The organism is Apilactobacillus zhangqiuensis, assembly GCF_019656215.1.
Taxonomy (GTDB): Bacteria; Bacillota; Bacilli; order Lactobacillales; family Lactobacillaceae; genus Apilactobacillus; species Apilactobacillus zhangqiuensis.
In genome coordinates, this window is the sequence record NZ_BPLK01000002.1 from 68,834 (window position 1) to 82,742 (window position 13,909).

General features: G+C 37.0%; 14 protein-coding genes and 1 pseudogene. 10 read left to right on the plus strand and 5 right to left on the minus strand.

Annotated elements, in window-relative coordinates:
• Positions 1-4: 4 nt before the first annotated feature.
• Positions 5-238, minus strand: coding sequence for a P8 family protein (locus K5Q07_RS01560; RefSeq protein ID WP_373301460.1), 234 nt, complete (start codon positions 236-238; stop codon positions 5-7).
• A gap of 170 nt (positions 239-408) precedes the next feature.
• Here K5Q07_RS01560 and K5Q07_RS01565 point away from each other — a divergent pair, with 170 nt between their 5' ends.
• Entirely contained in the window at positions 409-933 is a 525-nt protein-coding gene (locus tag K5Q07_RS01565; protein WP_034530570.1) for a TetR/AcrR family transcriptional regulator, read from the plus strand.
• Between the two features lie 118 nt (positions 934-1,051).
• Here the strand turns inward: K5Q07_RS01565 and K5Q07_RS01570 are convergent, their stop codons facing one another.
• Positions 1,052-1,249: a cold-shock protein gene (locus tag K5Q07_RS01570; protein ID WP_034530568.1), complete on the minus strand. Its 198-nt coding sequence runs from the start codon at positions 1,247-1,249 to the stop codon at positions 1,052-1,054.
• A gap of 411 nt (positions 1,250-1,660) precedes the next feature.
• Here K5Q07_RS01570 and K5Q07_RS01575 point away from each other — a divergent pair, with 411 nt between their 5' ends.
• Positions 1,661-2,365, plus strand: a complete 705-nt coding sequence (locus K5Q07_RS01575; protein ID WP_220729288.1) for an NAD(P)H-dependent oxidoreductase — start codon at positions 1,661-1,663, stop codon at positions 2,363-2,365.
• A complete protein-coding gene (locus tag K5Q07_RS01580) occupies positions 2,365-2,544 on the plus strand; it encodes a hypothetical protein (RefSeq protein ID WP_220729289.1) in 180 nt (59 codons plus the stop codon). Before K5Q07_RS01575 ends, K5Q07_RS01580 begins: the two co-directional genes overlap by 1 nt.
• Before the next feature lie 32 nt (positions 2,545-2,576).
• Here K5Q07_RS01580 and thiD read toward each other — a convergent pair whose 3' ends face one another.
• Positions 2,577-3,377, minus strand: coding sequence for a bifunctional hydroxymethylpyrimidine kinase/phosphomethylpyrimidine kinase (gene thiD, locus K5Q07_RS01585; RefSeq protein ID WP_220729290.1), 801 nt, complete (start codon positions 3,375-3,377; stop codon positions 2,577-2,579).
• Positions 3,378-3,543: 166 nt separating this feature from the next.
• Between thiD and K5Q07_RS06840 the strand changes: the two genes are divergently transcribed.
• The 5 genes and pseudogenes from K5Q07_RS06840 (at position 3,544) to K5Q07_RS01605 (ending at position 8,544) form a co-directional block, all read left to right on the plus strand.
• The gene (locus tag K5Q07_RS06840) at positions 3,544-3,666 is read left to right on the plus strand and encodes a hypothetical protein (protein WP_257719910.1); all 123 of its coding nucleotides are present in this window, start codon (positions 3,544-3,546) and stop codon (positions 3,664-3,666) included.
• A gap of 53 nt (positions 3,667-3,719) precedes the next feature.
• Positions 3,720-4,385: pseudogene (locus K5Q07_RS06815) on the plus strand (ribonuclease H family protein); the annotation flags it as partial.
• A 747-nt stretch (positions 4,386-5,132) separates the two neighbouring features.
• On the plus strand, positions 5,133-5,684 hold the full coding sequence (locus K5Q07_RS01595; protein WP_054606905.1) for a sugar O-acetyltransferase: 552 nt from the start codon (positions 5,133-5,135) through the stop codon (positions 5,682-5,684).
• 234 nt (positions 5,685-5,918) lie between these two features.
• Entirely contained in the window at positions 5,919-7,508 is a 1,590-nt protein-coding gene (locus K5Q07_RS01600; protein ID WP_220729422.1) for a BCCT family transporter, read from the plus strand.
• A 97-nt stretch (positions 7,509-7,605) separates the two neighbouring features.
• Positions 7,606-8,544: a phosphoglycerate dehydrogenase gene (locus tag K5Q07_RS01605; RefSeq protein WP_220729292.1), complete on the plus strand. Its 939-nt coding sequence runs from the start codon at positions 7,606-7,608 to the stop codon at positions 8,542-8,544.
• 57 nt (positions 8,545-8,601) lie between these two features.
• Here the strand turns inward: K5Q07_RS01605 and map are convergent, their stop codons facing one another.
• Complete coding sequence (map, locus tag K5Q07_RS01610; protein ID WP_034532573.1) at positions 8,602-9,396, minus strand: type I methionyl aminopeptidase; 795 nt, start codon at positions 9,394-9,396, stop codon at positions 8,602-8,604.
• 151 nt (positions 9,397-9,547) lie between these two features.
• Here map and K5Q07_RS01615 point away from each other — a divergent pair, with 151 nt between their 5' ends.
• Positions 9,548-10,423 (plus strand): alpha/beta hydrolase, encoded by an 876-nt coding sequence (locus K5Q07_RS01615; RefSeq protein ID WP_220729293.1) that lies wholly within the window; start codon positions 9,548-9,550, stop codon positions 10,421-10,423.
• 81 nt (positions 10,424-10,504) lie between these two features.
• The gene (locus tag K5Q07_RS01620; protein WP_220729294.1) at positions 10,505-11,914 is read left to right on the plus strand and encodes an MFS transporter; all 1,410 of its coding nucleotides are present in this window, start codon (positions 10,505-10,507) and stop codon (positions 11,912-11,914) included.
• Between the two features lie 42 nt (positions 11,915-11,956).
• Here K5Q07_RS01620 and K5Q07_RS01625 read toward each other — a convergent pair whose 3' ends face one another.
• Complete coding sequence (locus K5Q07_RS01625; RefSeq protein ID WP_220729295.1) at positions 11,957-13,879, minus strand: M13 family metallopeptidase; 1,923 nt, start codon at positions 13,877-13,879, stop codon at positions 11,957-11,959.
• Between the last annotated feature and the right edge of the window lie 30 nt (positions 13,880-13,909).

A 13,909-nucleotide genomic window follows, 5' to 3' on the forward strand; every position in this document is an offset into this window, starting at 1 on the left:
ATGCTTACTTCTTTAGAATCTTTTCAGCGTTTGCTGCTACTTCGTCATTAGACATGTCTAGGTAAGGGTGCATCTTAGCTTCAGTAGCCATGGTGTCCTTGCCATCTTCTTCCATGTAGTGATTCCATAAAGCGTCACGAACAGGTGTAGTATCTTCTGACCAATCGAATTCCTTGTTCATTGGTGTGTCCAATACTCTTTCTCTATCATTTACTTTTTGTTCAGCAGTCATTGCCATAATAAATTTCCTCCTTATTTTTAAAGCTCAATTACATTATAATTCTTATGTTCACATTTGTTAAAAATTATGTTTCCGAAATTTAACAATAGGGAAGTAGGGCGACTTAACTTGCATTTAAACCCAATTTCGTATATATTCATAAATATATTGAAGTGAGGCAAAAGTTTATGAGAGATAAATTTGCAACAAAGAATAAAATTGTTAATGGAATGTTCGAACTACTTAAGACAACGCCATTTGATGAAATTAATGTGAAAGATATCTGTGCACAAGCTGATGTTTCACGAATGACGTATTATCGAAACTTTCATAATAAAAAAGATATCATTATTTACAGATTTGATAGCTCATTTACCACGTTTATCCAACGTTTAGCATCAAGTCAGTCACATAATCTAACTGATATCGCTACTATCTTCTTTGAATTAGTGAAGGAAGATCAAGATATGATGGAAATGATTATGAAAAATGATTTATCCATGATTTTATTAGAACGACTAAAATACTATATTTCAGACTTAATCGATGAAAATGTCTTGGAAACCCGTGAAGAATCTTCTAAGATGTTAGTTTCATTGATTGCTGGAGGATTAACAGAAATTATTATTACTTGGACCGAAGATGGCATGAAAGAACCAATACAATCATTGGTTATCTTCGTTTCCAAGTACATGCATTTCAAAATTAACTAAACTTCTAATCGTATGCGATTGGGAGTTTTTTATTTTTAGGCAATAAAAAAACACCCAAGATAATCTCGGGTGTTTTTTTGATCTCTTTTTAAACTAAAAGTTAACTAAGAGGTTATCCTTATGCAGGAGTAACGTTAGCAGCTTGTGGTCCACGGTCGCCGTCTTCAACGTCCAATGTAACCTTTTCGCCTTCTTCTAGAGTCTTGAAACCTTCTTTGTTGATAGCTGAGAAGTGAACGAATACGTCACCGTCTTCAGTAGTGATAAAACCGTAACCTTTATCAGCGTTGAACCATTTAACAGTACCTTGTTTCATAATATGAAACCTCCTTGCACATATCGTGCGTTATAAAATCTTAATGTATCAAAAGCCTGAATCAAGGGGTCATTTCATAAAACTATAAAACAAGTAACCTTAACAATCGAAACTATGTAACACATTGGTAATAATATACCCGAAATAGGGGGTGATGTCAACTAATATAAGAATAATATTTTTATTTATTTTTAATAATAGACGACTAGTACAAACCGTTGATACAAAGGCGTTTATCGTCATATAAAGGGCGCTAATTCTTAAAAAGCAACGAAAAAATTTTTAAAAAATAATTTTAAAATACACGAACGATTATAATTTTTTAATGTTAAATATACGTAAATTCTTTATAGTGTAAATTTGCTTCTAAATCATTTAGAATGGTGTTATTAAAGAAACGAGGGAACGAATATGAAAACTTTGGTGTTAGTATCACATCCTGAATATGATAATTCAATGACCGAAGCATTCTTAAAACAATGCCAATCTGACATTGAAAATGTTGATTGGGTCGTATTGGATAAAATTCAAAATAATTTTAGTTTTGATAAAGAACAAGAACAAGACAGACTAACTCAATATGATCGCATACTATTTCAATTTCCTATGTATTGGTATAGTGCGCCCGCATTGATGAAAAAATATGAAGACGATGTTTTTACCAAGAAATTTATCGCCTTTGAACAGGAAGGTAAGTTGGAGGGAAAAGAAATGGGGATTATTACCACATTAGGTGATCCAATCAAAGACTACCAAGTCGGCGGTAGAGAAGGTTTTAGCATTTCAGAATTATTGAAACCTTATCAAGCGATTGCACAAAGAGGACAAATGAAATTCTTGAAACCATTTGTGATTTCACAATTCGCATACATGACTGATGTCCAAAAACAAAAGTTATTGATTGATTACCGAAGTTATCTAACCAATGATAACTTCGATAGTTTCACTAGCATGCAAAAGTGGTACATCGAACAACTTCGTGTTTTAAAGGAATCCCTAGATGATGATAAAAAGGCACAAATGGATATCTTAATCGACTACCTTCAATCTAACTATGATCAATTAGATGAATTAAAGTGGGAAATTGATCTAATCAAGAAGGAGGATGATGAATAGTGGCTAGTCAAAATGAATGGTTGAATCAACAAATTGAAGAAATGAAAAAATACGAAACCAGTTTTAAATTGTTATCCTTCCTAGATGGAATTAAGGATATTAATCAAGAACAACAAAAAAGACTCCAACAAGCCCAAGACGAATTGGACGGTAGAATGTGGAGTCCTGATAAATGGTAATAAAAAAGACCCGCGGATGCGAGTCTTTTTTATTATTGAGCCCAGTGATTAATTGGACCAAATTTGTGAGCAACTGAAATTTCGTTTTTGATTGCCTTGTCGACATAGTCGTCAGCAATTCTGATAGCATCGGCGATGGAAGTGCCTTTAGCAATTTCAGAAGTAATGGCTGCTGATAGAGAGTCACCAGTACCATTCTTATGTTCTGTATGATAGTAAGGTCCTTCAATCCAGAAGTTTTCTCCAGATTCTAATAGAACGTAATCCTTAACAACGTCGGTTTCACCAGCGACGTGTTTACCTTTAATAATAACGTTTTTAGCACCTAATTCGCGAAGCTTTTTGGCGGCAACCTTGGTGTCTTCGTCTGAATTAATTTCCATGTCAGCTAACTTTTGAGCTTCATAGAAATTAGGGGTCAAGACTGTGGCTAAAGGAATTAATTCTTCCTTCAAAGTGTCGTAAGCAGCTTGTTCTAATAACATAGCGCCGTGTTTAGTCATGATAACTGGATCAACAACTAATGGACCAAAATCGTATTTCTTGTAGTTTTCAACTACGGTACGAATAAGTTCAGCATCGGCTAACATTCCTGTTTTTGATGCTAAAATCTTAAAGTCATCAGCTAAGTCTTTGAATTCTTGGTTGATGAATGAAACTGGCATAGAGACACTGTCATGAATACCAAATGAGTTACCTGCAACACACGCTGTAATTACGGAAGCTCCGTATGTATGGTGCATAAAGAAAGTATGTAAATCGGCTTGCATTCCTGCACTTCCATCACTGTCTGAACCTGCAATGGTTAAAACTTGGGGAAAATCATTTGTCATAAATTGCCACCTCTTATTATTAAATTGAAGTTATTTTAACACAAACTTGTAAATTGTAAACAATATCGATATAATAATGAGTGAATAATTCTAATTTGCGTTAGGTACCGTCTTTATATTATAATGGTACTAATTAATTTATGGTTAACAGGAAGGGGTGTCTCTAGTGAGAATTTGTCATCCAAATGGTGTTCAAGGACGTCGTCCAATCAACAACAACAAGCGTAACAAGAAACAAAAAGAAGTTGCTGACTTACAAAAATTCTTGAAGTCAAAGCCTGCTAAATAATCTTTTGGACTCAGATTTTCTGGGTCTTTTTTTGTACATAAAAGGAGATAAAGATGGCTAGTAAATTTTATGCAGTAAGAAAAGGAAAAAAGCCCGGTATCTATGGCACCTGGGACGAATGCAAAGCTCAAGTGAATGGATTCGCCGGTGCCGAATATAAAAGTTTTAAGACGCAAAGTGAAGCTAGAGAGTACATGGGATTAGCTAAATCAGCAAAGAAACCGGCTACCAAGATGGCTAAGAGTGGATCAATTAGATTGTACAGTGATGGTGGTTCGCGTAACCACGGAAACAAGCTAGGTCAACACGTTAAAGATGATGATAAGGCAGCTTGGGCGTACCTAATTATCCGCAATGGAAAGAAACATTATGCCTCAGCCGGTGAGTTTGGAGCTACGAACAACAAAATGGAAGTCTTAGGGCTAGTTAATGCTTTGAGATATATCATTGACCAGGGATGGCAAAACGAGTCTATCGACGCTATATTGGACTCTAAATACGTCTTGGATTCGATTACCAAGGGATGGCTAAACTCATGGCGTCGTCGAGGATGGAAGAAAAGCGATGGATCAGTCATTAAAAACAAGAATGAATTTGTGCAATTATCCGCACTACTAGGTCAATTTAAGCACTTAAACTTTAAATGGACTAAGGGTCATGCTGAAAATGCTGGAAACAATTTTGTTGATAAACTTTTGAACGACACAATGGATGATATGAAATTAAATCATTCAAACAAGACGACTGTTCACTCTTCATTTGAACAACCAAAAACACCTGAAAAAAAGGTCGAAGAAATCATTAAGTTGTATGCACATGGCAAGCATATTAATGCTTCTGGTTTGAACCAATACGTCGCAAAAAATGGACCATCGATTTGGGCATACTGTATCGACTTCGATGATGAAATGACAAGTGATAGTGGTGGAATGCTAGGAATCAGTAATTCTAAAATGCAATTGATTTCTGTTATCAATGGTTTAAAGAAGTTAATCGAAATGGACTTGAACCAAAAAACAGTTGAGGTCATCACATCTTCATTGTACGTTTCTCAAACTATAAATGATGGAAAGCTAGCTTATGCGAAAAATCATGGTTGGAAGGGATTTAATGGCGAAGTCATTACCAATGTTGAAGAAATTAAACAATTAGCGAATGTTTTGGATTCGTTTGAACACATTAAGTTTACTAATGCTAATTTTGATAATGGTGCTAAGCAAACTTCTTTGATTCAAAAATTGTTAGATGATGAAGTCCAAAAGATTGATCCAACTTTGATTAAGCAGCCTGAACCAAAGGTATCGGAAGAAAAACCACAACCAAGAAAAACTGAAACGGCAAAGGAATACATCGACAAGGATAAATCGGTATCAGACATCGAAAAGAGCCTTCGTGATTTGGGGTTCTTTGATAATTAATTTCATATGATACAATAATATTGAATAAGTTATGAAAGCTGGCAAAATATGAAAACAGAACGTGAAAAAATGACGGCAGGAGAACCCTACGAACAATACGACGAAGAGTTACAACAAAGACGTACTTTTGTTCGTAAAGAGTTAAGCGCCATTAATTCACTCTCAGACAATAAAGAACAAAACCAACGACTAGCCAAATTATTTGGCGACAGTGGTAAGAATCTATGGATTGAAACTGGCGTCGAATTCGACTACGGATACAACATCCATGTCGGAGACGATTTTTACGCTAATTACCACTTAACATTGTTGGACACATGCCCAATTACAATTGGAGATCATTGTTACTTTGGTCCAGATGTTGGATTGTACACACCGGTGCATCCATTAGATCCGGACCAAAGAAAAGCCGATGTTGAAATGGGTAAATCAATTACAATCGGAGATAATTGCTGGCTAGGAGGACATGTGACAGTATTACCTGGTGTTACATTAGGTGAAAATGTTGTTGTTGGTGCCGGATCAGTTGTTACCAAATCATTTGGTGACAATGTGGTGATTGTTGGTAACCCAGCTCGTGTTATTAAAACTGTAAAATAGGAATTAAAAAAATGCTTTTCAAACGCCTGTACGACCACATTTTACATAAATTGTTATTTGTGTATAATATAATTGAAATGCAAAAATAATTCGAATTTAATTTGTATAACCGTAGAAAAGCTGTGCAGATGGTCATTCGTTATATACGAATCACTTATTTGTGCAGCTTTTTGTGTTTAATCTCAGAGGAGGATTATTATTTTTAAAAGTAAAAATATCGACAAGCTCGTCTTTATTCCTACTGTCGTATTATTTTTAGGGGTTTCAGTATTTTTGATAATTGGTGGTTCTTCACTTCAAGGACTTCTAAACACCGTATTGAACTGGGTAACCAGTAATATGGGTTGGGGTTACATGTGGATTTACATCATCAATTTCTTGTTTTTTGTATATTTGATGTTATCAAAGTATGGCAATATTCGTATGGGTGAACCAACGGATAAGCCGGTGTACAAGAACTTCCAATGGGGTTCAATGGTCTTTGCGACTGCCATCGATGCAAGTATTTTAATGCTTAGCATGGTGGACCCATTGAGATATGTTCAACATCCAGAAGGATCTGTTAAACCATACTCAGTGACTGCTTACAACTTAGCTCACATGTATGGTCAATACGATTGGGGTCCAATGGCTTGGTTGATGTTTGCGGCACCCACGATTGCTATTGGTTATATGATGTATAACAAGAAACGCAAAATTCAATCTCTAAGTGATGCGATTACCATCTTAGATGGTGAAAAACTTTGGCAAAACATTGCCAGAAAAATCGTCAACCTACTAGTAGTATTTGGAATCATGGGAGGGGTAGGAGCCTCCGTAGGATTGGAAATTCCAATCATTTCTAAGGTCCTAAGTTCCTTAACCGGAATTCCTGATAATCTAAATATGAAACTAGGACTATTCTTGGTATTATTCATTATCTTTGCACTAACGGTCTTTAAGGGACTAAATGGTGGGATTGATAAATTAAGTAATGCCCATATCTGGACCGCCATTATTTTCCTAGCAATCGTCTTGCTAGTTGGTCCAACCGTATACATTCTAAATTCAGAAACAAACAGTGTCGGATTATTAATTCAAAAATTCATTCCAATGAGTATGAATACCGTTCCAAACGGTCGTCCTGGAATCGCCCAACAAGAAACCATTTTCTATTGGGGTTGGTGGTTATCATACATGCCATTCATGGGACTATTCATTGCTAAGATTTCCAAGGGACGCACAATCAGACAAATCGTCGTGGGAATGCTTACCTATGGTGCATTGGGATGTATGAGTTTTTATGCCGTCTTTGGTGGTTATTCATTATGGCTACAAAAGACCGGTGCATTGAATTTAACGCGTATTTTAAATACGCAAGGTCAAGCTGCCGTTATCTCAGCGGTACTTGGAACCTTACCTATGAAGTATGTCATGTTTGCATTTTACTTTATTTCATGTTTCATCTTCTTGGCAACCACGATTTCATCGTCAGCATTCGTGCTTTCTTCATTTACCAGTTTGCCACTTGGTCCTGGTAAAGAACCTAGCCGTGTTAACAGAATGACCTGGGTAGTTGTATTCATCCTATTCTCATTCAGTTTAGTTGTCGTTGGGGGATTTGAGACAGTTCAAACGTTCTGTACCTTAGCTGGATTCCCATTGATGTTCGTCTGCATCTTGATCATTATGTCAGTCTTTAAGATGATTAAAAATGATCCTACCGTAATTAGAAATCCAAGATGGACGCCACGTCGTGGGAAGAAACCAGTTACTGTTGAACGAAAGAGTGCCATCAAGGGTAAGCTAATCTTATGGCCAAAAAACACAATTAATAGACATTAAAGTCGCTAAAAGCCACTAATGGATATAAAAAATCCATGAAGTGGCTTTTTTTGTGATAGTATTTATATGTTATAAAAAATTAGGAGTTGAAGAGAATATGGCTAAAAAAGTAATTATTCCCAAAGAATTTGCTCATTATTTAAGCGAACCACTTTGGAATTATGGCTTTGAAGTAGTGGAATTAGAAGATCAATACGCAGACTCTCTACTTCAACACAAAGATGCTGATGGAATGGTGCTTAATGCTACTCCATTGAGCAATGATACTATCGACCAAATGCCTAATCTAAAGGTGATTGCGCGTTTTGGTGTGGGATACGATAATGTCGATTTAAACCACTGTAAGGAATGTGGTATCTACGTTACTAATACACCTGGTGGAAATGAAGTTGCGGTTGCTGAATGTGCCGTTACCGATATCTTAATTTTATCTAAGAATCTATACGCAGTTTCTCAAAAAATGCACGAAGGTGATGACTCATATGCATTCCATCACCCATCACACGATATCAAAGGTAAGACAATTGGGATTGTTGGTTATGGAAACATTGGTCAACAAGCTGCCAAGATGCTTTCAGGTTTCGGTGTGAATACATTAATCTGGAACAGAAGTCCAAAAACATCAGAATATGGTGAATTTGTCGAATGGGATGAATTATTCAAACGCTCTGATTTCGTTTCACTACATCTACCAGCAGTGAAGGGAACCATCGGTTCAGTTAATAAAGAAACATTCAAGATGATGAAGAACTCAGCATTCATCGTGAACTTTGCCAGAGGTGCGGTAATTAACGAACAAGACATGATTGAAGCCTTGAAGTCTGGTGAAATCGCCGGTGCAGGTCTAGATGTGTTCGAAAAAGAACCACTTCCTATGGATAGTGAATTAAGAAAACTACCAAACGTCTTTATGACACCACATAACTCAGGATTCTCAGTAGAATCATTTACTAAGATTTCTAATATGGCAAGTAGTGAAGTTAACCAAGTATTGAAGGGTGAAAAGCCTGAACATTGCGTTAACGGCTTGGATTAATTAAATTAAAATAAAAAAATCCTCGTAAAAATTATCTTACGAGGATTTTTTTATTGTTTATAGTTTGTATTTTTCGTCGATTTCATCGCCTTGAGAGGTTAGAATCTTTGGACCATCCTTAGTAATGGCAATTGTGTGTTCGTATTGAGCTGAGTTAGTACCATCTGATGATACGTAGTAAGTCCAGTCGTCCTTAGCATCGTATCTGTCAGTGATTTCCCAAGTTCCAAGGTTAACCATTGGTTCGATGGTAATAGTCATACCTTCCTTTAGACGAAGACCCTTACCAGGTTCACCGTAAGCAGGAACGTTTGGTTGTTCGTGCATGGTAGGTTGAATTCCGTGACCGATTAGTTCACGAACGTCACCCATGTGGTTTTGGTTTTCAATGAAGTCTTGGCAAGCAAAACCAATATCACCTAAACGATTGCCGACAACTGCTTGATCGATACCACGGTATAGGGCTTCCTTACATACGTCCATTAATTTTTGGTCTTCTTCTGAAATGTTTCCAACTGCATAAGTCCAGCAAGAATCACTTTCGAAACCATCTTTGTTAACGGTCATATCAACCTTAACAATGTCACCATCCTTAAGCTTTAGACCTTTACGTGGAATTCCGTGAGCAACTTCGTCGTTAACTGAAACACAGGTAGCGAACTTGTAGCCTTCGAACCCTTTTTCCGATGCCTTAGCACCGTGTTCAGTAATGTACTTGTCAGCAAATTCTTCGATTTCCCAAGTATCTAGACCTGGTTTGATCATGTCACGTAAGCCAAGGTGAACGCCAGCTAAGACTTCACCAGATTTGGCCATCATTTCGATTTCTCGTGGTGATTTAAGTGTAATCAAAATAAATTCTCCTTTGTTCGTTCATATTTAGTTTATACCTATAATCTACTACAAATTAATGAATTTGGCTAATTAATGCATATAATTATGGATGTAAATTTTCTTATTTTCTAGTATGATAGAGAGTAGAGTAAAAGAGAGGGGAATCATCTTGAGTAAAACAGCTAAGACCAATATTATTTTGATTATTTTGACTTTGATTGTTGCCTTTTTCGCAATTTTCTTTGCAATTAGAAGTGATAACACATTAATGTCAGATTCTTATAGAGGTGGTCAAAACACTCCAACATTGTATGTCCATGGGTTAGGAGGTTCTAGTAAGTCAACTGATCACTTGGCAACAATTGCTTCTCGTGATGGAGGTAACCGTTCTTTAATTATCCTGGTCAATAAACGAGGGAAGATAAAGTATAAGGGAAATCTTAAACTAAATACCAGAAAGCCAATTATTCAAGTGATTTTTAAGAAAAAATTCACACCAGTAGATCAACAAGTGAGTTGGTTACATGCAATTCTATTGAAACTAAAAGACCACTACGGATTTAAGTACTACAATGCAGTTGGTCACTCTACCGGAGCCGTTACCATTCTGGATACAGCTGCTAGATATAACAGTGATGAAGAAATGCCAAAACTACAAAAATTTGTTTCAATCGCCGGACCATACGATGGAATTATCAAGTTAAGTAGCATGGGTTATGATAATTATGTTGATTCACAAGGTAAACCTATGATTTATTCACAAGCTAACAGGTGGTTCCCATCATATCAATTGCTTTTAAATGATTGTAAGACATTCCCTAAAGACGTTTCTGTTTTGAACATATATGGAAATGATAATAGCAAACAAGAATCTGATGGAGTTGTTTCAGTCGCTTCAGCTAGATCATTGAAATACTTAATTGGAAAACGTGTTAAGGATTACGAAGAAATTCCGGTTAACGGAGTTAATGGTCAACACAGTCGTTTACACCACAACATCTTTGTTGATCACATTATCGCAAGATTCTTATTTGATGAAAATTAAGCAAAGCAAAATAGTTTACTTATTAAACCTAAATCGATAAAATAGAAAAAGTATTAATTTATAATCATTCTAAATTAGGAGATGAAGGTTTTGAAGAATTACGATTTAAGTGGTAAGCCATACAATCGTTTTTTGTTCGTCATTGTATTGCTCTTAGGTAGTTTTACAATGTCGATGAGCCAATCATCAATTTCAACAGCCTATCCTACCTTAATGAGCTCATTTGGAATTGATGCTTCGACTGTCCAATGGTTAACTACCGGTTTTATGTTAATCATGTGTGTCATGATGCCGGTAAGTCCATGGCTACTTAACAATGTTAAGTTTAAGCAATTATTTTTATTGATTTTAGCAATCTTTGATATTGGAACTTTGATTGTGGTAATTGCTCCTAACTTCCCAGTGATGATGTTAGGACGTGCAATGGAAGCAATCGCGGTGGGTATCTTATTCCCATCATATCAATCAGTATTGTTATACATTACCCCTGAAGAAAAGAGGGGAACTACCATGGGATTCGCTGGCCTAATCATGGGATCAGCGCTAGCCTGTGGTCCAATTCTTTCAGCAATTGTATTGCACTTCTCAGCATGGCGTGGATTATTCATCGTCTTTGCTGTAATCATTTCAGTGTTATTTGTAATTTCATTATTCGCAATCAAGAATGTGATGCCACAAAAGGAAAGTCACTTAGACTTCCCATCAGTAATCCTATCAGTTGGATTAATTGGTATTTTGTACGTGGTTAATATGATTGGTAAGACCAACATTGATTTGACAGAAGCCATTATTATTCTAATTGTAAGTATTTTAATGGTTGCGATGTTTGCAATTCGTCAATTCAAGATGGATCAACCACTACTACAATTGAGAGTATTGAAGGACTTTAACTATGATTTATCAGTTGGTTTGACTGGTGCTTCATACATTGCTTTGATTGTTGTTACAATCATTTTCCCACTTTACTACCAAGATGTATTAGGGGTCAGCAAGACCGTTTCTGGTCTGGCATTAGCTCCTGGTGCCATCGTGTTGAGTTTATTAAACCCATTAACTGGTAAGTTAGCAGATAAGATTGGCTTTAAATCAACCATGTTAACAGGGATGTTTATGATTCTAGCCGGATGGTTGGTATTGAGCATCACCGGTGCCACACTTGGTCTAGTCCCAATGATGATCATTGCAGCAATCATCGAAGGTGGAAACGCCTTTGTCATGATGCCAGCTGTTACAATGGGTGCTAACTCATTACCAAATGATTTAATTTCAGATGGTACTGCGGTTATCTCAACATTTAGACAAATATTAGGATCAACCGGGGTATTGGTTGCAACCTTGATTTTATCTAACGTGATGAATAACAACATTGCTAAAGGAATGAGCCATGCAATCGCCCAAATGGGTGGTTTCCATGTCGTCTTCATTACATTCTTTGTGATTGAATTATTCGGTTTAGCAATGGCATTAATGCTTAAAAACACAAAAAAATAAATCAAAATAAAAAGGCCTGACATTTTGTCAGGTCTTTTTTTATTACCAAATATTTACTCGTTTATCTTCAGGTAAGTACATTCCGTCACCGGGTTGAACGTCGAAGGTCTTATAGAAGTCTTCTAGGTTCTTCACTTGAACTTGTGCTCTTAGTTCGGTAGGCGCGTGTACATCGATTGATAGAAGTAATTGCTTGTATTGTTCCGTTGATTTGGTACGCCAGATAGTTGCCCAGTTGATGAAGAAGTCACGTAGGTTCACGTCTGCTTCGCCCTTGGCAGCTTCTAGGGCACAGCTTAAACCACCGGCATCGGCAATATTTTCGGAAACTGTTAATTTACCGTTAACCTTTTGTCCGGCAAAGTCCAAACCATCAAATTCCTTAATCATGTTTTCGGCTAATGCATCGAAGTGCTTGTGATCATCTTCGGTCCACCAGTTGTTTAGGTTACCATATTGGTCGAATTGACAACCGTTGTTATCAAACGCATGAGAGATTTCATGGGCGATAACGGCACCGATACCACCGAAGTTTTGACTTGATGATTGTTCTAGGCTGTAGAAAGGAGCTTGTAAAATGGCAGCAGGGAAGACAATCACGTTTTCTAGAGGTGAGTAGTAAGCGTTAACTGTGTTAGCACTCATATCCCAGATACTCTTATCAACGGGTTGGTTCCATTTGCTGAACTTATCCTTGGTGATAATCTTGTCGATGTTTTCAACGTTGGTGTACAAGTCACCACCATCTTCTTTACCAACGACTTTGAATTGATGGTAAAGTGGGTTGATTTCATCAGGGTAACCAACGTGGATAGCCAAAGCGTTTAGCTTAGTGATAGCCATCTTCTTAGTGTCTTCACTCAACCAGTCGTTTTGTGATAGACGTTTTTCGTAAACGTTAATCATCTTCACAACCATGTCGTGAACATCTCGTTTGGCCTTTTCACCGAAGTACTTTCGACCGTAGTAGTCACCTACAACTTGGTCGAATAAACCAGATGCTAGATAGTAAGCAGCTTTTTTAGGCTTAGTAGCTTCTTTCTTTCCTGAAAGAGTACGTGAGAAGGTACCACCGATTTGGCGGAATTCTTCTGACAATAGACCAGCTGAACCCTTAACGACCTTCACAATCATCCAGTTCTTCATCTTGTAGAAGGTATCGTCGTTGACGATTTCATTGAAGGCCTTGAAGTAGTCTGGTTCAGTCACGATGACTTGATCTGGAACTTGGCCGATTAATCCCTTAACGTATTCATCCATGTCGAACTTGTCAATTTGACTAGCTAGGTCGCCGTAGCTCATTGGATTGTACATCTTGGTAAAGTCGGCATTTTCTTCAGCTGATTTAACGCGCGGCGCAATTGTACGATCGAATTCTTCGGCGGCATCAACAATGTTTTTAGCTTGTTCATCGTCATATCCGACCATTGCTAATAGTTTTTGTACCATGTCGCGAAAGACAGGCATTAGTTTAGCACCAGCAGGATTTTGTTTATCATAGTATATCTTATCTGGTAGGAAGGTTGAAGCACCACTGGCATACAAAGCATTGTATTTAGCGTTCTTCATATCAGCTTCGATTCCAAAACCAAATGGAAGTGGAAGTCCCGATAGGGTCCAATCAGATAGTTGTTGGTTTAAGTCATCGAATGATTTAACATCTTCAATTCTTTGAAGGGTGGCATTAAGTGGTTTGGCACCATCTTGTTCACGCTTATCAAAGTCCATTGCTAAATCGTATAACTTCTTGAATTCTTGCATATCGTCATTTGATGGTTGCATTGATCCATCAAGTAGGGCGTCAAAGTCATTCATTAGAGTTTTGTCGATGTTATCGACTAAGTCCATAAAACCACCGGTTGAAGAGTGGTCAGATGGGATAGTAGCATTCTTAACCCATTCACCGTTAACGGCTTGATAGAAGTCGTCTTTGATTAGAGATTCGTTAATCTTGTCGTTAGTCATGTTGACACCTCATTTTCTTTTATTTTTTCA